General features: G+C 44.9%; 13 protein-coding genes. 12 read left to right on the top strand and 1 reads right to left on the bottom strand.

From position 1 onward, the window contains the following. Positions 1 to 122: 122 nt before the first annotated feature. From MHZ95_RS14780 to MHZ95_RS14750, 7 genes are all read left to right on the top strand, one after another. A complete protein-coding gene (locus MHZ95_RS14780; RefSeq protein ID WP_239391556.1) occupies positions 123 to 1,235 on the top strand; it encodes an extracellular solute-binding protein in 1,113 nt (370 codons plus the stop codon). Positions 1,236 to 1,309: 74 nt separating this feature from the next. Beyond that, positions 1,310 to 2,380, top strand: a complete 1,071-nt coding sequence (locus MHZ95_RS14775) for an ABC transporter ATP-binding protein (protein WP_239391555.1) — start codon at positions 1,310 to 1,312, stop codon at positions 2,378 to 2,380. An 11-nt stretch (positions 2,381 to 2,391) separates the two neighbouring features. Beyond that, complete coding sequence (locus tag MHZ95_RS14770) at positions 2,392 to 4,113, top strand: ABC transporter permease (protein ID WP_239391554.1); 1,722 nt, start codon at positions 2,392 to 2,394, stop codon at positions 4,111 to 4,113. Between the two features lie 33 nt (positions 4,114 to 4,146). Beyond that, on the top strand, positions 4,147 to 5,664 hold the full coding sequence (argH, locus tag MHZ95_RS14765; protein WP_239391553.1) for an argininosuccinate lyase: 1,518 nt from the start codon (positions 4,147 to 4,149) through the stop codon (positions 5,662 to 5,664). Beyond that, positions 5,664 to 6,605 (top strand): BadF/BadG/BcrA/BcrD ATPase family protein, encoded by a 942-nt coding sequence (locus MHZ95_RS14760; protein WP_239391552.1) that lies wholly within the window; start codon positions 5,664 to 5,666, stop codon positions 6,603 to 6,605. The genes argH and MHZ95_RS14760 overlap by 1 nt, the downstream gene beginning before the upstream one ends. 244 nt (positions 6,606 to 6,849) lie before the next feature. Beyond that, on the top strand, positions 6,850 to 9,696 hold the full coding sequence (locus MHZ95_RS14755) for an S-layer homology domain-containing protein (protein WP_239391551.1): 2,847 nt from the start codon (positions 6,850 to 6,852) through the stop codon (positions 9,694 to 9,696). 177 nt (positions 9,697 to 9,873) lie between these two features. Next, positions 9,874 to 12,699 (top strand): S-layer homology domain-containing protein, encoded by a 2,826-nt coding sequence (locus MHZ95_RS14750; RefSeq protein WP_239391550.1) that lies wholly within the window; start codon positions 9,874 to 9,876, stop codon positions 12,697 to 12,699. A gap of 65 nt (positions 12,700 to 12,764) precedes the next feature. Here MHZ95_RS14750 and MHZ95_RS14745 read toward each other — a convergent pair whose 3' ends face one another. Continuing rightward, positions 12,765 to 14,210, bottom strand: a complete 1,446-nt coding sequence (locus MHZ95_RS14745; protein WP_239391549.1) for a DUF6612 family protein — start codon at positions 14,208 to 14,210, stop codon at positions 12,765 to 12,767. A 419-nt stretch (positions 14,211 to 14,629) separates the two neighbouring features. Here MHZ95_RS14745 and ilvD point away from each other — a divergent pair, with 419 nt between their 5' ends. The 5 genes from ilvD (at position 14,630) to MHZ95_RS14720 (ending at position 21,701) form a co-directional block, all read left to right on the top strand. Continuing rightward, positions 14,630 to 16,297, top strand: a complete 1,668-nt coding sequence (ilvD, locus tag MHZ95_RS14740; protein ID WP_239391548.1) for a dihydroxy-acid dehydratase — start codon at positions 14,630 to 14,632, stop codon at positions 16,295 to 16,297. 385 nt (positions 16,298 to 16,682) lie between these two features. Beyond that, positions 16,683 to 18,410, top strand: a complete 1,728-nt coding sequence (ilvB, locus tag MHZ95_RS14735; protein ID WP_370643064.1) for an acetolactate synthase large subunit — start codon at positions 16,683 to 16,685, stop codon at positions 18,408 to 18,410. Then, positions 18,407 to 18,922 carry an acetolactate synthase small subunit gene (ilvN, locus tag MHZ95_RS14730; RefSeq protein ID WP_239391546.1) on the top strand — a complete coding sequence of 172 codons (516 nt, stop codon included), beginning with the start codon at positions 18,407 to 18,409 and terminating at the stop codon, positions 18,920 to 18,922. The genes ilvB and ilvN overlap by 4 nt, the downstream gene beginning before the upstream one ends. A 216-nt stretch (positions 18,923 to 19,138) precedes the next feature. Beyond that, positions 19,139 to 20,173, top strand: a complete 1,035-nt coding sequence (gene ilvC / locus MHZ95_RS14725) for a ketol-acid reductoisomerase (protein WP_239391545.1) — start codon at positions 19,139 to 19,141, stop codon at positions 20,171 to 20,173. Beyond that, positions 20,160 to 21,701: a 2-isopropylmalate synthase gene (locus MHZ95_RS14720; RefSeq protein WP_239391544.1), complete on the top strand. Its 1,542-nt coding sequence runs from the start codon at positions 20,160 to 20,162 to the stop codon at positions 21,699 to 21,701. Before ilvC ends, MHZ95_RS14720 begins: the two co-directional genes overlap by 14 nt. Positions 21,702 to 21,830 lie beyond the last annotated feature (129 nt).

Here is a 21,830-nt window from a genome sequence, read left to right as displayed (position 1 = left end):
ATTTAAGTCGCCCTAAAGTAATCTTCTAGATCATAAAACATAAAGTGGTAGAGTAGACGAAAAGAGTCATTGGGGTATGGCATCATGCAACAATCTATACAAAGAAAAAGGGGGGCGTTGATTTGAAGAGGAAAGGGTTTTTTAGTGTCTGGCTCGTTTTCTTGCTTTTGCTTGCGGCAGCATGCAATACGGACAAAGGGGAAAGTGGAACGAAAACGGACGATAACACCAAGCCAGAGGAAAATACAACATCGGATGACAATGCAACGATTGAAAATGAAGCTTCCGGTAAGCTCGTTATTTATACAGGTCGCGATGAAAGCGTAGTTGAAAAGGTTGTCGGGATGTTCAATGAAAAATACCCGGATGTACAAGTCGAGCATTTGACAATGGGGGCCCAACAGATCCTTGAACGTGTCCGTGGTGAGAAAGCGAACCCGCAAGCGGATTTCTGGTGGGGAGGTACACAATCGGCGATGATGGTGGCGGCGGATGAAGACCTTCTGTTGCCGTTCAAACCATCGTTTGATAATGCGGTTGCTGACGCATATAAAGATCCTGAAGGCAGATGGTACGGGGAGATGTTGTTGCCAGAAGTCATTATGATCAACAGTGATGTATTGACCAAGGAAACAGGTCCGCAAGATTGGGATGATCTTTTGAAGCCGGAATGGGAGGACAAAATCGTCATCCGCGGAGTGCTAGCTTCCGGGACGATGCGCACCATTTACTCCTCGATGATTTATCGTCAAGGTGCGGATACGCCTGAAAAAGGATATGAATGGCTGAAAGGTTTGGATAAAAACACCAAAGACTATGCGCAAGACCCGACGAACCTTTATTTAAAATTAGTTCGTCAGGAAGGGACCGTTTCATTATGGAACTTGCAAGATATTTTGCTGCAAAGCAAGTTGAATAACCAACCATTTGACTATATTTATCCGAAGAGCGGTGCACCAATTCTGGTTGATGCGGTTGGTATTGTCAACAATGCTAAAAATGAAGAGAACGCAAAATTATTCTATGAGTTCCTTTTCGATCCGGAAGTACGTGCGGAGCTGGCGGAAGAGTTGTATCAGATTCCGACACGTTCGGATATTGCGAGAGAAGATATGCCGGATTGGTATCAGGAGCTCGATTTGAAGGCGCTCGATATCGATTGGGAAAAGATGGCGGACAAAGAAGCGGAATGGATGGAGCATTGGGATTCGAACATTAAGGGCAAAGGGAAGTGAAGATTCAACAAGTGTGACCTCGGGACATCGACCTCGGGGTTTTTCCTTTATATAGAGGCAGGAGGAGGAGCGGGATGAAAGGTGTTCGTTTGAAAGACATCACGAAAATGTTTGGAAATATGCATGGTGTGAAAGATTTGAATATTGATATTCAACCCGGTGAATTTTTTACATTTCTCGGACCGAGCGGTTGCGGCAAGACGACGACACTCCGGATGATTGCAGGGTTCTATTATCCGACGGAGGGGAAGATTTTTTTCGATGAACGGGATGTGACGACTTTGCAGCCTAATAAAAGGGACATCGGTATGGTGTTCCAAAACTACGCGCTGTTCCCGCATATGACGGTCAATGAAAACATCGCATTCGGCTTGGAAGTGCGGAAGTTTACCAAAGCAGAGATTAAGCAAAAAGTCGATAAAGTACGGGGACTTGTACGGCTTGGCCAGTATGGCGAACGGAAGATCAATGAACTTTCCGGCGGCCAGCAACAGCGTGTTGCCTTGGCTCGTGCGCTTGTCATCGAACCGGATATCTTGCTGTTGGATGAACCGTTGTCGAATCTAGATGCCAAGTTGCGTGAAGAAACGCGGATTGAAATCAAACGGTTGCAAGCGGAACTTGGAGTGACGACCGTTTATGTAACACATGATCAGACGGAAGCGATGGCGATGTCAGATCGCATTATGGTGATGGAAGACGGGTATATCCAACAGATCGGCACGCCGCAGCAAATTTACAACCGGCCGATGAACCGTTTTGTCTCAACGTTTATCGGGGAGTCGAATATGATAGAAATGAAGATCAAATCAGTGGATAGAGAACAGGTCATTGTAGAAAATGGGCATGGTATCTCACTGAAGGGACAACTGGCGAACAGTTCTCCACTTGCACCGATGCGGGTGGGAGAGACTGTTCACGTCTCGATCCGCCCTGAAGTGATCCATCAAGGAGAAGGGGAGAATGTGCTGACCGGGACCATTACATTTGTGGAATTCACCGGTCTGAGTGTCAATTATATCGTTGACATACCGGGAATCACATTGAAAGTGATGATCATCAATACAGGCGGGGAGCTGTTGGCAATCGGGGATTCCATTCAGCTGAATATCCCGTCGCCAAGCCTGTACTTTTTAGGGGAATAGGGGGCGATGTGATGAAAAAACGGACGATCCAACCGAGACAGGATAGCAGGTGGGCCCGGCTGACAAGATCCCCTTCCTTTATATATGTACTTATCTCACCTTTGTTCCTTATTCTGTTTGCGTATGTCATCTATCCGTTTTACCAGACGTTTCTTCAAAGTTTCGGCAGCGAGACAGGGCTCGCTAATTACAAACGTTTTTTCAGTTTGGAAAGTACTGCGAACTTAGAAGCGCTCTGGACGAGTGTCTATATATCAGTTATCAGTGTTATTACCTGTGCGATTGTCGGCGTGACGATGGCTTTTCTGTTAGAACGTTATGATTTTCCGGGACGCCGGATTTTATCTGTCCTCGTCCTTGTACCGATGGCGTTGCCGCCGCTAGTCGGTGTGCTGTCGTTCACTTTTCTATATGGAGAAAGCGGCATCATACCACGTGGACTCCAGCATTTATTCAATTTGCAACAGGCGCCATTTTCGTTGAAAGGGGTATGGGGCGTCATTGTTGTCCATACGTTCACGATGTATACGTACTTTTATTTGACCGCGTCGGCCGCGATCAAGGGGCTGGATCCGTCACTAGAAGAAGCGGCGACCAATCTTGGAGCAAGCCGGATCCGCATTTGGCGGAAAATCATCTTGCCGATGCTGACCCCTTCGATTGTAGCGGCGGCGCTCCTCGTCTTCATGATTTCCATGGCGTCGTATACAGCACCACTCATTTTTGGCGTGGAACGAACGATGACCATGCAAATCTATTTGTCACGAACCAATGGCAATCTGGATATGGCTGCGACACAATCGACGATTCTTTCGTTCGTTTCCATAACGTTTTTGATCACCATGCGTTGGTATCAGAATCGGCGGAACTACCAGAACTTAAGTAAAGGGATCGGTGTCCATCGCTCGGAAGTGAAGTCGAAAGTGATGAGAATGGTGTCCATCATTCTGTCGGTGATCGGTGTCATCATCTTATTGTTACCGATTTTGACGCTCATCCTCATTTCATTTTCGGTGGATGGTACTTGGACGATCCAAGTGCTGCCACCTCAATATACATTTGATCATTATATTGCCTTGTTTACGGACGAACGGACATGGCGACCGATTTGGAACTCGTTGCAAATGGGCTTTGTCGCGACTGTCGGGAATATCCTGTTCGGTGTCGCGGCAGCCTATGCGATGGTACGATTGAACTTTAAAGGGAAGACGTTGCTTGATATTTTGATCATGGTTCCTTGGGCGCTTCCTGGAACGGTCGTTGCGGTGAATTTGATTGCAGCATTTAGCGAAGAAAATATTTTCGCATTCAATCAAGTGCTCATCGGGACGTTCTGGATTTTACCGCTGGCATACTTCATCCGCCATTTGCCACTTGTCTTTCGGTCGACATCCGCGTCATTAATGCAGATGGATCAATCGATTGAAGAGGCTTCGCGCAGTTTGGGAGCAAGTTGGTGGATGACATTCCGCCGTATCGTCTTACCATTGACGATGACAGGTATATTAGCTGGGACATTGTTGGCATTTGTTCAAAGCATCGGTGAGTTTGTTGCATCTATTCTCATTTATAGTACATCGACGATGCCGTTATCCGTGGCGATCTTCCAGAAGATGTACGCATTCAAATTTGGTACGGCTTGTGCATATGGCGTCTTGCAAATTATTTTAATATTAATTGTATTGACGATTTCTGAGAAACTGTCCAAAGGCAGCGCAGGCTCGGCAATCTAAGAAAGGAAATTTGTTGGAAGGAAGGTTAACATCATGATTCGCAATTTCAAAGATCGGATCAATGAAGTCGAAGGGGAGGAGTTCCCCTCAAAAACGTATAGGCGAATGGTTTTACAGCCCGCTTACGACGAAGCGAAAAAGTATTTCTTGCATTCCATGATCCAAATCCATGCCGCTCATTTGAAGATGTTGGAAGAGCAAGGGATTGTCAGTCCAGAAGAAGCCGCGACAATCGGCAAAGCAGTTCATGCCCTCGATGTGGATTATTATAGTACGGATCATTATAATCCACTCTTCGAGGATCTGTTTTTCAGGATTGAACATGATTTGATTGAAGACGCGGGTGAAGTGGCAGGAAATTTGCATATCGCCCGGAGCCGGAATGATATGGGAATCGCCATTTACCGAATGACGCTGCGGAAGAAACTGCTTGAGCTGATGAGTGAAATGCTGGCGCTGAAAGATGCACTGCTCGTTTTTTGCGAAGCGCATCTCGATACGGTGATGATTGGCTATACGCATACGCAGCAAGCGCAACCGACGACGCTTGCTCATTATTTGAAGGCGGTCATCGATCAACTTGGCAGGGATTTTAAAAGAGCCCAATCGGCTTATGGTACGGTGAACCGCAGTAGTATGGGTGCCGCTGCGCTGACAACCACAGGCTTTGCGATCAATCGAGAGCGCATGCGGGATCTACTGGCGTTTGATGATATTATCGAAAATTCTTGGGATGCCGTTGCGTCGGCCGATTATATTACAGAGTCGGCAAGTGCTGTTCAATTGTCCGCTTTGAACTTGGGACGCACGGTACAAGACTTTCTGACATGGGCGACGCAGGAGTTCAATGTATTCACCTTGGCGAATCCCTATGTTCAAATCAGCTCCATCATGCCTCAAAAGCGCAACCCGGTGTCAATCGAGCATATGCGTTCTTTGCTTTCCTCGGTCGTCGGTGATACGAATACGGTATTGACAATGATCCATAATACACCGTTCGGCGATATTGTGGACACGGAAGATGATTTGCAGCCCTATTTATGGAAAGCGATCGATCGCCTCATCGGTATTTACCAATTGTTCGGAAGTGTCGTGTTGACGATGGATGTCAACAAGGATCAGTTGCTCAAACGGGCGGAAGGAAGCTTTGCTAATGTGACGGAATTGGCGGATACGCTCGTCCGTTCAGAAGGGATTTCATTCCGTCAATCGCATCAGATTGTCAGCAATTGTGTCAAAGCATTGGCTGCGGCGGGGGAGGACTCATTGTCTAGCCTGACGTGGCGTTTGGCAAACGACCAGGCGCGTCTTATTTTGAAAAGAGATCTTACGATTTCCGCCCTCGATTTTCAAACTGCATTGCGACCGCAACATTTCGTTTCGATCCGGACGATTTACGGCGGTCCCGCTGCTGAAACGATGAAAGCTTCTATTGAACGATCAAAAGAAGTCGCAAAAGAGGCGATGCAATGGTTGAATGAAAAGGAACGTGCGATTATCGATGCAGAAATCCAGTTGGAAACATTCAAAGCGAACTGGAGTGATGCATGATGGAAGAGATCATCCTTGCTGTTGATGGGGGAGCGACCAAAACAGCTTTGACGCTTCGAAAACGTGACGGAACGGTATTGTTGGATAAGCTAGGCGAAAGCTCCAATTACCAGACGTCGGGAGCGGATCAAGTGCTGGCTGTTCTGGTTCATTTATTGACAGAGGTGAAGTCGGCTTTGCCGACGGCGCAAGTGGACATCGCTGTTTTCGCACTCGCAGGAATTGATTCGGAACGAGACCGGACTGTCGTTCAAACGATCGTTGAAGAGGCTTGCTTGGTAGCCGGTTTACAGGTGGCGAAGCTGATCGTCGAAAATGATGCTCAAGCGGCCATGCTAGGTGCAACCGGCTGTCAACCGGGTGTCTCGCTTATTTCAGGAACGGGTTCCATCGCTTTTGCGCATGACGGCAAAGGCGATATCAACCGCTCGGGTGGCTGGGGGCATCGCGCGGGAGATGAAGGAAGCGGCTACTGGATAGGGCGTGAAGCGTTGCGTGCAATATTTCGGATGGAGGATGGTCGGGGAGCTGTTACTTCATTATATAGAAGCGTATTGGAAGAGCTATCAATTGAAACGATTGAGGAATTGGCGGATTGGTTATACGGATCGGCTTATTCCGTAGACCGGGTAGCACGATTATCTATTGTCGTGGATCGTTGTGCGCAACAGGGCGACCGGGTGGCCATTCGGATTTTAGAGCAAGCGGCAGAGGAATTGGCGCTATTAGTCGCTTCGGTAATACGAAAGAGCAATTTGGAGGAAACGGAATGCGTTGTCTACTTAAATGGAGGGGCGGTCATGCATTCTGGAAGAATCAGAGGCAAGCTCGAAGAAATCGGGGAAACAGAATTCCCACAATGCCGTTTCGTCATGGCATCCCGGTCGCCGCTTGAATACATCGTCGAGCGTGGTTGGCAATGGAGTAGAAATGAAGGTTGAACAAAGGCTATTCAATGATTCAGGCATGATGGATCATTGGATAGCCTTATTTTTTGTTCTATTATTCTAGTAAAAGGAAAAAGACCAGAAATTGGATGCTGATAGAGTAAATCTAATATGTTAGGATGAGTGAGCAACAACTAAAGGTACATATATAGTGCCAGCAATCACTTACCAGTTAGAAATGAAGGTTCTTAGATTAAGAAATTCATCTCTACCTACATATGAGGAGGAAATGTTTTAAATGGTTAATAAACAATCTGCAAGGTATAAAAAGTTTGTCTTGGGCGCTGCTTCAGCGGCTTTAGTAGCGGCTGCAGTAGCACCGGTCGTAAGTGCGAAAGAATTCAATGATGTGAAAGCAGATCACACGCACAAACCGGCAATCGATGCGTTATCTGATGCGGGTGTCATTTCCGGTTACCAAGACGGTACGTTCAAACCAGGCAAAACATTGACGCGTTCTGACGTCGTAAAATTAATGGGGAAATGGCTTGTATCTGAAGGCTATAAAATCCCGGCAGACTATAAAACAAAAATGCGTTTTACAGATTTGACAGCTACATCTAATGATGAGCTTTTACAATATGCTGCAGTTGTGAAAGACAACGGCGTATTCAATGGAAATAACGGTCGCCTAATGGCTGCTGACAACATTACACGTGAAAACATGGCGGTTGTCCTAGTTCGTGCATTTGATAAATTACATAACATGGACCTGGTCGCTTATGTTGAAGCACAAGACTTCGATAAAGACGTCATTGACCGAGCGAAAGCAAAAGAGGAAGCGCGCCCAGCAATCGATGTCCTTGATTTCTTTGACATCACGAACCCGGCTGCACCAGCGTTCAACCCGAAAAACACAACAACACGCGGCCAATTCGCAACATTCCTTCATAAAACAATCAACACAGACTTCTCTGCTGTAAAAGCACCTGAAGTGAGTGAAGACAAAGCGGCAGTGGAAGCTGCGGCTAAACAAGTGAAAGACGGCGAAGTAACTGTATCACGCGGCGAATATGCAACAGACGCAAACAAACTTGCAGCTGTCCAAACATACGTTAACGGCCTCATGAAAGAAGAAGGCGTAACAGTGAAAGCGGCAGCAGGCAAAACAGCTGGCGAATATGTTGTCACATTGACAAAAGGCGAAGAAAAAGTAGAAAAAACAATCGCTGTAACATTCAAATTCGCAGCGGATGATCGTTTTGTTACGGAAGTAAACGCTTTGAATGCAACGCAAGTTGAGGTTAAATTCAGCACAGCAGTAGATGCCAATTCCGTACTAGGTGCGAATGGTGCCATTAAAGCGAATACGATTTCTTTAACCTCATTGGATAAAGTAGATGCTGGAACACTTAAAGGTGAACTAAGCAAAGACGGAAAAACATTGACAATTACAGCTAAAAATATTCTTTCAAAACGCTATGATGTTGTAGTTGATGGACTGAAGTCCGTAAATGGTGCTGCTATTGATAAATACGAAGCAACAATTACGATTGCTGCCGACAAAACAGCTCCTGTCATTCTAGGAACTACGAATATTAGTGCGTCTAAAGTTAAAGTCAGTTTTTCTGAGCCGATGCAAGCAATCCCTGCATCTAGCGTGCAATTTACACTTGCTGATGGAACAAAAGTTACGGGGATCACAGGTGATCTTGCAACAGGCGACCAAGAAGTGACTTATGACCTTTCGGCTGCAGAAGTTGGACAAGCAATTACAGCAACGTTCATCGGAGCGAAAGATATAGCTGGAAACCTGATTACGCCAAACCCGGCAAAAGTGACATTCCAAAAAGGTGCAAAAGATGGAGTAGCACCATCTGTAAAAGAAATCACACAAATGGGTGCGAAAAAATTCGCTATCAAATTCTCTGAAGAAATTCAGACACCAGCAAAGAACGCCATTGAAGTATCTGTAGGATCAACATCGAATGCTGTTGCTTCAATTGAAAAGGATCAGTTAGATGCGACAACTTACATCGTAACAGTCGCAAATGACCTGGATGGCTTGACAACGATCAAAACAGCAGATAAAAAAGTTGTAACAGACCTTTCAGGTGAAACAGCAACGTTCAGCAAAGTTGTTTCATTTGTTAAAGATACAGTTGCACCAAAAGTTCTATCAACAAAAGTGATTGTCGATAAAGAAAAAGAATACCTAGAAATCACTTTCGATAAAAATGTTAAACTTACGGAAAAGGATTCCAAAGTTACCGCTAAAGGTTCATACGTAAAAGATTCCGTCACTCACGAGGTTACTGGTCTTTCAGCGACAGAACTTGAACACAAAGACGAAAATAGTAAAAAAGTTGTTCGTGTAGCACTTGCTACTCTTCTTGGTAATGCGGATGAAAAGGGTGCTGCATACCAACTTGACCTTGCATTCACAGACGTAGTAAGCGAAACAGGTGAAGCGGCGGCAGACGTTAAAGCAATTACGTTTACACGCGGTGAGGACGGAACACCAGCTACAGAAGAGAAAATCAAAGTTAATGGTGTGCAACAATCTACAAATGATAACAACGAGGTTGTTGTCACTTTCGATCAAGAAGTAGATGCTGATACGGCAACAGTTGCTGCCAACTATAAAATTTCTGGCGCTGAAGTAGAATCTGCGACTGTCAATGCAGGAGCGCTTAAAAAAGTGACACTTACCTTGAAAGCTGATTCAAATACATTTACTGGCGAACGTAATGTCGTTATTGAAAATGTAAAAGCAAAAGGTTCTTCCGTAGCAATGAACAAATACGAAGGAACAGTTGCACTCAATGAAAACGTTGCCCCAACTGTCACAAAAGCAGTATTGACAGCTGACAACGAAATCACATTAACATTCAGTGAAAATGTGACAGTACCTGAAAATGCATTTGAATTGTTTATTGGAGATTCAAATACGAAAGTGGCAGGTGCAACCGTGGCAGAAGTTACGGAAGGTAAAGAAGTCGTTATCACATTGGCTGGTAAAAAGACGACATTCACAGATGCAGATATGAATGCAGGAGTCGTCGTCAAGCTAGCGAACAATAAAAAGGTATTCGATACAGTGAATAATCCATTAAACTTTAAATCCATCAAAGTGACTCGATAAAATCTAATACCTGAAGCGGAACAAGCTCATTCCAGAGCGAGTTCCGCTTTTTTTATTTCAATAAACTCCTTCAAGGCGATTTTCTCAAATAGTTTAAATCAATCTACTAAGGGTAAAGATAGAAATAGTCGAATAGAGTTCATTTCTAACGATTGATTTAAGGGGAGGAAGTTATTCATGACTCAACGATCAGCATCGAAAAGTAAAAAATTCATAGTAGGCGCAGCGTCGGCTGCTCTTGTCGCATCTGCAGTAGCGCCGGTAGCAAGTGCAAAAGAATTCAAAGATACAAAAGGGAATACACATGAAAAAGCAGTTGATGCCTTATCCGATATGGGAATTATTTCGGGTTATCCCGATGGAACATTCCAGCCGAATAAAACCTTGACGCGTTCAGACGTTGTGAAATTGATGGGGAAATGGCTTGTAGCGGAAGGATACGATATACCGAAAGATTATAAGGCAAATCCACGTTTTACAGATCTCACCTCCAGCTCCAATGACGAGCTTCTGCAGTCTGCGGCCATCGTGAAAGATAATGGCTTATTCAATGGCAATAACGGCCGTCTACTTGCTTCAGACAACATCACCCGTGAAAACATGGCTGTTGTGCTTGTCCGGGCGTTCGATAAGAAAAATAGCACGGATCTTGTCTCTTATGTGGGAGAGCAAGATTTTAAAAGAGATGTCATTGATTTGACGAAAGCGAAAGCGGAAGCCCGTCCGGCGATCGATGTCCTCGATTATTTCGATATTACGAATCCGGCCGCACCGGCTTTTAATCCTAAAAACACAACAACCCGTGGCCAATTTGCAACATTCCTCTATAAAACCATGAACACGGACTTTTCACAAGTGAGTGATGATCAAGCGGCTGTCGATTCGGCAGCGGACTTGGTGAAGACCGGGAATGTTGTCGTTCCGAAGGGAGAACAGGCAACCGATAAGACCAAACTGGAGGCTGTACAAGCCTATGTCGATCGGGTTGTGACAGGTAAAGGGACGAAAGCTGAAGTCGTTGCGGGAGCGAATGCCGGCGAATATAAAGTGATATTGACAAAAGGGGAAGCAACAGCTGAACAGACGATGACGGTAACGTTTGAGTATGCCGGAGACGATCGTTTTGTGACAAGTGTGAAACCCATTAATGCGACACAGTTTGAAGTCCACTTCAGTACAGCTGTAGACGCCGATTCCGTGTTGACTTCAAGTGGGACGATCAAAGAAAATACGGTTGCCATTTCATCGCTGGACGGGGTGACTGCGAAAGTCGTATCAGGCAGCTTGAGTTCGAACGGAAAAGTATTGACGGTGACAGCCAATGCTCCGCTTTCAAAAAGGTATGATGTGAAAGTAAAAAACGTAAAAACGACTAACGGAAAAGCGATTGACGACTTTACGGACATGGTAACCATTGCAGCAGATACGACCGCGCCAACAATTAAAAGTGTCGAAAATCTTTCGGCTACACAAGTGCGGGTGAAATTTTCGGAACCGATGAAAGCGTTTAATGAAACGACATTCAAGTATGAAGATGGTTCAGCCGTTTCAGGAATTACAGGTGCGATGACAGAAGGGGCTGATGAGATCGTCTTCACAATGGATGCAAATGTTTCCGAATCAAAACGCATCGTGGCGACATTCATCGGAGCGCAAGATATGGCTAAGAATTTGCTCACGCCTAATCCGGCAACCGTCACTTTCCAAAAAGGGGCCGCTGACGGGATTGCGCCAGTAGTTGAAACAATCAAGCAAACAGGGGCATCCTCGTTGTCGATCAAGTTCTCCGAGCGGCTGAATGATAATCCGACTGTAGCGGTGTCAGGATATCCTAAAACTGCAGTTTCTAGGTCTACTGACGATCCGACAGTGTATGATGTGAATGTTGAAGGTCTTTTGGACGGGGCTAGGACTGTAACGGTTTCAGCTTTCTCCGACTTGAGTGGGGAAGTGGGAGCTACTACCAACAAAGTAATCACGTTCACTAAAGATACAACCGCTCCGAAAGTCGTCTCCAGGGCAGTTGTACAAGACAAAGCAAACGGGAAAGAATATTTGGAACTTACCTTTGATAAAAACATCAATCTAGGAAAAAATCCAACGGTCAGCGGTGTCGGAAGTTATGTGAGAAACTACGTGACGGTCGGCTCAAAGGACTTCGATGCAACACCGGTGACCTATAAAGAAACGGGCAATAAAAAAGTGGTGCGGGTCGAATTGGATGCCTTTTTAGGAGAAAATGACTTTAAAGCTGCTGACTATACACTCGATCTTACGTTCAACAATGTGACTAGTGAATCAGGCATCGTGACAGGCACGAATCCTGTGACCTTCACACGCGGTGAAGATGCCACGCCTGCAAATGAGGCAGTAGTCGGTGTAACCGAAGTGGTTCAAGATCCTGCGGATAATAATAAAGTGAACGTGACGTTTAATCGTGCAGTTGATGGGGCGACGGCTACGACTTTAGCAAACTATTCAATCGACGGAGCAGTGATTGAGTCAGTGACATTGAAGCCGCCAGTCACATCAGAATCGGGTACAACACAAGTAGCCGTGCTCAATCTTAAAAAAGGATCCAATACTTATACAGGGGTACGTAATATTGCAATTGAAAATATAAAAGCATTCGGCTCTACGAAAACAATGGATCGTTTCTTTACGAACACAGTTAGTCTAAAAGAGAACGTAGCGCCATTTGTGGAATCCGCTGTATTGGCGGGGATGGACAAAGTGAAACTCACTTTTTCTGAAGCCGTTACAACAATCGGAGGCGAGCAAGATTTCGAATTGCTGATTGATGGTGCAACCGTTGCAGGCAATAAGCAAGTGACGACACCTGCGGGAAGTTCTATTAAATCAGTCGAACTGACATTAGAGAATGAGGTAACAAAGGCAAACATCGCAAGCGGTCTCTCTCTCGAGGTGTTGGATAGTCGAAACATCAAGGACGCTGCAGGTAACAATCTATCGATCCCTGCAAATATACGGATTACCCAATAACGGACATTCCTATAAGAGAAAAGCGGAACGAGCCCATCCAAGGGCCGTTCCGCTTTTTTTAGCGATTATTCAGCTTCGTATTCAAACTCTGCTTCGAATTCGGCTTCAAGTTGTTCGAAGTATTCTTCCATAGTAATTGCGTTTTGGATGACTTCCTCAGGAACTTTAATTTCTTCAACGGCATTGAAGTTACTGAATGCCCCGGAGAGGATCATTTTCATAGAGAAAGAATCCTCGCCCATCGCCATTGTGATATGTGCATTCCCAGACAAATCAAGTGGGAATAATGTTTCTTTATCGTAATTGGAAACAAAGTAGAATTCCTCGAGTTGTAGACCAAGGCTATCGAAAATCGCGTCGAAGTCACCTTCTTCAAAAATGACTTCATCGATTACTGCCTCTTCTTCAGTCGCTTCATTTGTATTTTCCTCTGTAGTTGTCTCATCGTCAACCGCTTCTACAACAGTTTCTTCTTTTGCTTCTTCAGCAGTCACTTCTTCAGTCACTTCATTTTCAAGCGTTACTTCTTCAATCTCTTCTGCTTCAGTCGCTATCACTTCGATAGATACTTCTTCAGTTCCCATAACAGGCAGTAGCTCTGAAAATAATGAAGATGCCTCTTTTAGCATTTCTTTCAGCTCATCTGTCGTCAGTGATTGGGTCATGACGTAGACATCATCATATTCATAGATATTGATGCCTGTAGTGAATTTCTGTTGCAGTTCTTCCAATTGTGGCAGTAACATTTCTTGTGCAGAAGTGATTTGTTGCATGAATTCAGCCATTTCATCGTCATACTTGATCCAAGTATCGCCCATCTTTTGGAAGAATCCATCTTCGGTTATATACGTTTCGGATACTTCCTCAAAGGCAAATCCTTCTGAATCAGTCATTGACATTGTAGAAATGGAGTGTGAGGAAAATGGATCCAAAATGTCATCTGATTGAATAGCCATTAACATCTTCATCGTTTCTTCATCTAGTGAAGATGCCATCTCTAAGTCTATTGTCAGATTAGCAGACTGGCTGTTTAAATTGGCATCCATTGCTTTCTCTAAAAATGCAGGAACATCTAGCACACGGTTCGTCTGAATTGCAACGGATTGATGGTCTGCTGCAACTTTCGCCGAAAATCCTTCTAGTTGTGCCAAAAATTCAGTGGAAATATAGTTTCCGCCATTTCGATCAGTGAGAGGGAATTCGGCATTCGCCTTTTCACCATTCACTTTGATTTCTCCTGCTGCCGCATCAAAGTCAATCGTCAAGTGGTTGTTCGTTACATGCACTTTACCAGACTCGTCTTTTGAAACTTTGAAACCAACTTCCTCAAATAGTTTCTCTATGGGAATCAGAACCTTATCATTGAATAGAAAAGGTTGGTCGTTCCCTGTCACTTCAACATCGTCAATCGTCCAGTTGAGTGCATACGATTGAGCAGACGCCGTATCTTGTGGAAAAGCGAATGAGAGTAACAAGATGAATGCGAGTGCCCATGTTGCTAGTTTTTTCATAGCCTAAAACCTCCATTAAGATTATTGGTAAAAAATACATGCTTTCGAAAGCAAGTATACTACAGTTACGAGTCTATTGCAGGAAGGTTTCATAAATCATGAATTTTATAAATATCCCTTCCTGACGAATGAAAACCCTTTCTATGCTTGCTGTCATTTCGTAGAAAATTTTTTATTAAATATGAACAAATTGTGAGATATGCGATATATCGCATATGTAAGCGGATACATTTTTGCTTGCAATTCTCAATTGGCTAATAATTATAAAAAGACTGTTGACTACAGGCGATATCCAAGATATGATAGCTTCAATCCAAATCAGCACGTGATTCAGTTCAGAAGACAAGTGACTGATTGATAGGTAGTAACTTAGTTCAATTGAGATAAAAGTGTAAGTGATTTGAGTAGGAGAGAATGCAATGAGAAGTGATATGATCAAAAAAGGTGTGGACCGCGCACCTCATAGAAGTCTATTGTACGCAACTGGTGTTCGGATGAAAGATATGCACAAACCTTTCATAGGTGTCTGTAACTCATATATTGATATCATTCCTGGTCATATGCACTTGAATAAATTCGCAGAAGTCGTCAAAGAAGCAATCCGGGAAGCGGGTGGCATCCCGTTTGAATTTAATACCATCGGCGTAGATGATGGGATTGCAATGGGGCATATCGGAATGAGATATTCACTCCCAAGCCGAGAGCTCATTGCAGATGCAGCGGAAACTGTGATAAACGCTCACTGGTTTGACGGTGTGTTCTACATACCGAACTGTGACAAGATTACACCAGGTATGCTAATGGCAGCAGTTCGGACGAATGTCCCATCCGTATTCGTAACAGGTGGCCCGATGGAGGCTGGTACATCGGCAGATGGAAAACAGCTTTCCCTCACTTCTGTATTTGAAGGGGTCGGGGCTTACAAACAAGGCTCAATGACGGAAGCGGAACTGCTCGACATTGAACAAAATGCATGTCCGACATGCGGATCTTGTTCAGGAATGTTCACAGCGAACTCCATGAACTCTTTGATGGAAATGCTCGGCATGACACCTCCAGGGAATGCCACAATCGTAGCTACTTCGGACGAGCGTCACCGACTCATCAAAGAAGCGGCGCAACATCTTGTCCGCATGGTAAAAGAGGATATCAAACCGCGTGATCTTATTACGAAAGAAGCAATCGATGATGCATTTGCACTCGATATGGCAATGGGTGGTTCGACCAACACTGTTCTCCATACACTTGCTATCGCACATGAAGCGGAAATCGAGTACGATGTGAAAGACATCAACGAAGTCGCGAAGCGCATTCCTTATTTATCGAAAATTATGCCAGCTTCCGATTACTCGATGCATGATGTTCACCTTGCAGGTGGCCTCAATGCCATTATCAAGGAACTTTGCGAAATCGAAGGAGCCATCCATCCTGATCGTATGACGATCACAGGAAAAACGCTCTACGAAAACGTCAAAGAAGCTAAAATTACGAATGAAGCAGTCATTAGACCGAAAGAGAATCCATACAGTCCTGTAGGCGGATTATCCATACTCTTCGGAAATATCGCACCGGACGGCGGTGTCATTAAAGTCGGCGCTGTCGATCCGTCAATCAAGGAATTCACAGGCAAGGCGATTGTCTTTGATTCCCAAGAAGCGGCACAGGAAAACATCGATAATGGCACGGTTAAAGAAGGTCATGTCGTTGTCATCCGCTACGAAGGTCCAAAAGGCGGGCCAGGGATGCCTGAAATGCTCGCACCGACGTCTGCGATTATGGGACGCGGTTTAGGAACGAAAGTGGCACTCATTACAGACGGTCGTTTTTCAGGGGCATCCCGAGGCATCTCGATCGGCCATATTTCACCGGAAGCGGCAGAAGGCGGACCAATCGCATTAGTCGAAAACGATGATATCATTTCCATCGATTTGACGAACCGGACGATCCAACTCGAAGTTTCCGATGAAGAATTAGCAAAAAGACGGGCAGCATTAAAACCGTTTGAACCGAAAATCAAAAAAGGCTATCTTGCCAGATATTCAGCACTTGTTACATCAGCGAGTACTGGCGGCGTTATGAAAATTTAATAGATTGAAATCGATGATGGGGCAAAAGTAACTAGATCCACGTATTCACAGAGAGCCGGGGCAGCTGAAAGCCGGTATACACCTAGTTTACGACATCACCCCGGAGTGGGTTGCTGAAACCGTAGGGGATTAGGCAATCTCGGGCGTAGTTCGCTATGCTCGTTAGCAGCGAATAGACAATGTCTATTCATGAGGCAGCAAAATTGCTGTGAACAAGGGTGGTACCATGAAAAGCTTTTTCATCCCTAGGTAAAGAGAATACGTTTCTTTGCGTGGGAAGAAAAAGCTTTTCTTTATTTTGAAATGTCGAAAAATGTCGAAAAGAAAAGTAAGGAGGAGTTTATTGATGAATGCGGAAGTTCAAACGAAGCAAGCAGTAAAGGAAATGGTGACTGATACTGTGATTGAACAACAAAACATACAGCCGAGCGATGGATCAGCTGTTTTGATCCAAGCATTGAAAGATCAAGGTGTCGAAGTCATCTTCGGTTACCCTGGAGGGGCTGTATTACCGATTTACGATGCGCTATATAAAAATCCCATTTCCCATGTGCTTGCCCGTCACGAACAAGGCGCAATTCATGCGGCGGAAGGGTATGCCAGAGTATCCGGAAAAACAGGTGTCGTACTTGCCACATCCGGACCGGGCGCAACGAACTTAGTGACAGGGATTACGGATGCTATGATGGATTCTTTGCCACTCGTCGTATTTACTGGCCAGGTTGCCAATACAGTCATCGGAACCGATGCATTCCAAGAAGCGGATATCATCGGCATTACACAGCCAATCACCAAGCATAATTATCAGGTGAACGACGTGGCGGATTTACCACGGATTATCAAAGAAGCATTCCATATCGCTTCAACAGGACGTCCTGGACCGGTTGTTGTGGATATTCCTAAAAACATTGCGACGGGGTTGTTCGCTTCGACGGATGAAAAGTATGCAGACATCGAAGTCAACCTACCGGGCTATCAGCCGACAACGATTCCGAACTTTTTACAAATCCAAAAAGCGGCAAAAGCCATTTCAGAAGCGAAAAAGCCGATCATTCTAGCGGGAGCCGGCATACTTCATGCAAATGCGATGGACGAATTGAAAGAATTTGCAGAGAAACACCAATTACCGATTACCAATACGCTACTTGGTTTAGGAAGTATCCATGGCGAACACGAACTATTCCTCGGCATGGCAGGAATGCACGGAACGGTTACTGCCAATATGGCGCTTAGCGAATGTGATGTACTTGTCAATATCGGAGCACGCTTCGATGACCGTTTAACAGGTAATCTTGAGTTGTTCGCACCACATGCAAAAGTCATCCATATCGATATCGATCCGGCGGAAATTGGCAAAAATGTACCGACGGAAATCCCGATCGTTGCAGACGCCAAGGAAGCGTTGAAAGAACTTTTGAATCAGCAAAACGAATCGCCTGAAATAACTGAATGGTGGGCTTACTTGAAACAATCAGCCGAAAAGTTCCCATTATGGTACAACGAGGACGACAGCGTCATCCTTCCGCAACAAGCGGTTGAAATCATCCACCGTATCACGGAAGGGGAAGCGATTGTCACAACGGATGTAGGTCAGCATCAAATGTGGGCAGCGCAATATTACAGTTTAAATAATCCGAATCATTGGGTAACGTCAGGCGGTCTTGGAACGATGGGCTTCGGTTTCCCAGCAGCGATTGGTGCACAGATTGCCAAACCGGATAAACGTGTCATCTCGATCGTAGGAGATGCTGGATTCCAAATGACGGCACAAGAATTGTCCTTATTGCAGGAGTTGCGCCTACCTGTCAAGGTTGTTATCTTGAACAACGAAGCACTCGGAATGGTTCGCCAATGGCAAGAAACGTTCTACGAAAACCGTTATTCACAATCTTTGATCCCGGTGCAGCCGGACTTTGTGAAATTAGCGGAAGCGTATGACATCAAAGGCTATCGAATCGAGAAACTGGAAGAGGCAGAAGCGCAGTTCCGGGAAGCATTATTATCCGATGAGCCTGTCCTGATCGACTGTCGCGTGAAACAGGCGGAAAAGGTTACGCCGATGGTTGCACCAGGCAGAGGACTGAATGAAATGATTGGAGTGAGCAAACATTGAAACGAGTCATTACAGTAACAGTCATTAATCAAAGTGGTGTCTTGAACCGAGTGACGGGATTGCTCATGAAAAGACAATTTAACATCGAAAGCATTACAGTCGGGCATACTGAACAGGTTGGCATCTCGAAAATGACGTTCATCGTCAATGTAGAAGATGAACGGAAAATCGAGCAGCTTGTCAAACAGTTGTCCAAACAGATCGATGTCCTTAAAGTGAACGACATTACAGATCGAGCGATTGTCATGCGGGAACTCGCTTTAGTGAAAGTCATTTCACCGCCGCATGTCAGGAGTGAAATGAATAGTATCATCGAACCGTTTAGGGCAACCGTCATCGATTCCGGTAAAAATGTCGTCACCTACCAAGTGACAGGCAATCCGGATAAGATTGAAGCGTTTATCGATCTGCTCAGACCATATGGCATTAAAGAATTAACAAGAACAGGTGCTACGGCATTTGTACGGGACACGCAAAAGGTCCAATCACCACAATTATCCATTTTAAAATAATATAGAAAAGCGCAGGGCGCCTGCCTAGATGCGACAGGCATAAGACGGACCGGCGAAGAGGCGTACTTTGCCTCACAGCCGGGCTGGCTTATGACCCGAGCATCTGGCGCCCGGAGTCTAGACACAAATGGATAACAGTAACACCATTCAAATGTGTACCATTTAAATACCATATAGATAATAACAACTACAAACAATTTATTGGAGGAATTTAAAATGACAAAAATGTACTATAACCAAGATATCAATGAGGCAGTTCTACAAGATAAGAAAATCGCAATCATCGGATACGGATCACAAGGTCACGCACATGCACGTAACTTGAAAGATTCAGGTTTCGACGTTGTTGTTGGTGTACGTCCAGGTAAATCTTTCGATCAAGCGAAACAAGACGGTCTTGAAGTGAAAACAGTTAAAGAAGCAGCAGAAGCAGCAGACTTTATCATGATCCTACTTCCAGATGAAAGACAAAAACAAGTTTATGAGGAAGAAATCGCACCAGCTCTTACAGCAGGCAAATCCCTTGTATTCGCACATGGTTTCAACGTTCACTTCGGTCAAATCAAACCACCAGCGGATGTTGACGTATTCCTAGTTGCACCAAAAGGACCAGGACATCTCGTTCGCAGAACATTTGAAGCTGGCGCAGGTGTACCGGCATTGTTCGCAATCTACCAAGACGTATCCGGCAATGCAAAAGACGTTGCACTTGCATACGCAAAAGGAATCGGTTCTGCACGCGGTGGAGTTCTTGAAACAACGTTTGAAGAAGAAACAGTTACGGATCTATTCGGTGAGCAAGCAGTACTTTGCGGTGGTTTAACATCACTTGTTAAAGCTGGATTTGAAACACTTGTTGAAGCTGGCTACCAACCGGAACTTGCTTACTTTGAAACATTGCACGAAACAAAATTGATCGTTGACTTGATGTATGAAGGCGGAATGGCTGGCATGCGCTATTCAATCTCCGATACAGCTGAGTGGGGTGACTTCGTATCAGGTCCACGCGTTGTTGACGCAGATACAAAAGCACGCATGAAAGACATCTTGACTGACATCCAATCTGGGAAATTCGCTGAAGAGTGGATTGCAGAGAACGAAAACGGTCGTCCGAACTTCAACCGCATCGAACAAGAAGAAGCGAAACACCAAATCGAAGAAGTTGGTCAAAAACTACGCGCAATGATGCCATTTGTGAATGAAGGTGCAAAAACAAAAGAGGAAGAAGTGGTCGCTAGTGCGAAAAATTGACATCTTTGATACCACTTTGCGGGATGGCGAACAGTCCGCAGGTATCAATTTAAATACAGCGGAAAAATTAGAAATTGCACGTCAACTAGAAAAATTCGGGGCAACAATTATTGAAGCAGGGTTTCCTGCTTCATCCCCGGGTGATTTTGAAGCGGTTCAACGCATTGCGAATACAGTGAAAAACTCAACGGTTACAGGTCTTGCCCGGGCGATGAAGAGCGATATCGAAACGTCATGGGAAGCACTTCGTGGTGCGGAACAACCTCATTTACACGTATTCTTAGCAACTTCACCAATCCATATGGAATATAAACTTCAGAAAACCCCTGACCAAGTCGTTGACATTGCAGTGGAAGCTGTCAAATATGCACGCAAATATTTCCCGCTTGTCCAATGGTCCGCGGAAGATGCATTCCGTTCAGACCCGGAATTCCTTGTCCGTATTATTAATCAAGTGATTGCCGCAGGCGCAACGACCATCAATATCCCGGATACGGTCGGTTATGCGACGCCTCAAGAATACGGTGCACTCTTCAAATATTTGAAAGAAAATGTCACCGGAATTGATAAGGTTAAACTTTCCGCTCACTGTCATAACGACTTAGGGATGGCTGTCGTCAATTCGATTGCAGCGATCGAAAATGGAGCGGATCAAGTCGAAGGGACGATCAACGGCATCGGGGAACGCGCAGGAAATGCAGCGCTTGAAGAAATCGCAGTCGCTCTTCACATCCGAAAAGACTTCTACGGTTTCGAAACGGGCATCAATTTGAAGGAAATCAAACGCACGAGTCAGCTTGTAAGCCAGTTGACAGGTGTCGTCATACAACCAAACAAAGCAGTCGTCGGCAAAAATGCATTTGCGCACGAGTCAGGGATTCACCAAGACGGTTATCTGAAAAATCGTGAAACTTACGAGATTATTACGCCGGAACTGATCGGTGACAAAACAGAACCGCTTGCCCTTGGAAAACACTCGGGTCGTCATGCATTCAAAGATCGTGCCATTACGATGGGCTTCGATCTGGATGATGAAAAAATCAATAAAGCGTTTGTTGAATTTAAGAAGTTGGCAGACCGCAAAAAAGAGATCACGGAAGACGATTTATTCATCCTCTTTACGGATCAGCAAATTGAATATAAAGAAGTTCCAGTATACGAGCTGACGAATGTGCAAGTGCAGTATGGAACTGCCAATGTACCGACAGCGACAGTTACAGCTGTTGTACCAAATGGCGAAACCGTCACGGTGGCTGCTACTGGAGCAGGTTCAGTCGAAGCCATTTTCAATACACTTGAAAAATTGGTGGATGGCGAAACCCACATTTTGGATTACCGTGTGACATCGATCGGTAAAGGGCGCGATGCGCTTGGGGAAGCAGTCGTAAATCTCAGCATCGACGGTCAAGTTTCCATTGGCCGTGACGTCGCCCAAGACGTATTGGAAGCATCTGCTAAAGCGTACTTGAACGCCATTAACAGACAGCTGATCAAAGAAGGAAACAAAGTAAAGCAAACTGTCCAATAACGTTAGCGTAAAATAATTCTTCAACAAAAGTAAATTGAAGAAACGATATATAATGAAGGAATCTTTTGTGCCCCTCCTATAAGACTAGTGGTAAAGCCGCTTGTCTAAGGGAGGAAGGCATCCCGAAAC

It is taken from the genome of Sporosarcina sp. ACRSM (assembly GCF_022346545.1).
GTDB lineage: Bacteria > Bacillota > Bacilli > Bacillales_A > Planococcaceae > Sporosarcina.
Note: the sequence above shows the minus strand (reverse complement) of the source record. Positions and strands in the feature narration are given on the sequence as shown.

What these genes read in the sequence shown, in the direction of transcription:
- MHZ95_RS14760 (WP_239391552.1), top strand. Translation starts at nt 5,664, where the DNA reads ATGGAAGAGATCATCCTTGCTGTTGATGGGGGAGCGACCAAAACAGCT.
- MHZ95_RS14745 (WP_239391549.1), bottom strand. Translation starts at nt 14,210, where the DNA reads ATGAAAAAACTAGCAACATGGGCACTCGCATTCATCTTGTTACTCTCA.
- MHZ95_RS14770 (WP_239391554.1), top strand. Translation starts at nt 2,392, where the DNA reads ATGAAAAAACGGACGATCCAACCGAGACAGGATAGCAGGTGGGCCCGG.
- ilvC (WP_239391545.1), top strand. Translation starts at nt 19,139, where the DNA reads ATGACAAAAATGTACTATAACCAAGATATCAATGAGGCAGTTCTACAA.
- argH (WP_239391553.1), top strand. Translation starts at nt 4,147, where the DNA reads ATGATTCGCAATTTCAAAGATCGGATCAATGAAGTCGAAGGGGAGGAG.
- MHZ95_RS14755 (WP_239391551.1), top strand. Translation starts at nt 6,850, where the DNA reads ATGGTTAATAAACAATCTGCAAGGTATAAAAAGTTTGTCTTGGGCGCT.
- MHZ95_RS14750 (WP_239391550.1), top strand. Translation starts at nt 9,874, where the DNA reads ATGACTCAACGATCAGCATCGAAAAGTAAAAAATTCATAGTAGGCGCA.
- ilvB (WP_370643064.1), top strand. Translation starts at nt 16,683, where the DNA reads ATGGTGACTGATACTGTGATTGAACAACAAAACATACAGCCGAGCGAT.
- ilvD (WP_239391548.1), top strand. Translation starts at nt 14,630, where the DNA reads ATGAGAAGTGATATGATCAAAAAAGGTGTGGACCGCGCACCTCATAGA.
- MHZ95_RS14775 (WP_239391555.1), top strand. Translation starts at nt 1,310, where the DNA reads ATGAAAGGTGTTCGTTTGAAAGACATCACGAAAATGTTTGGAAATATG.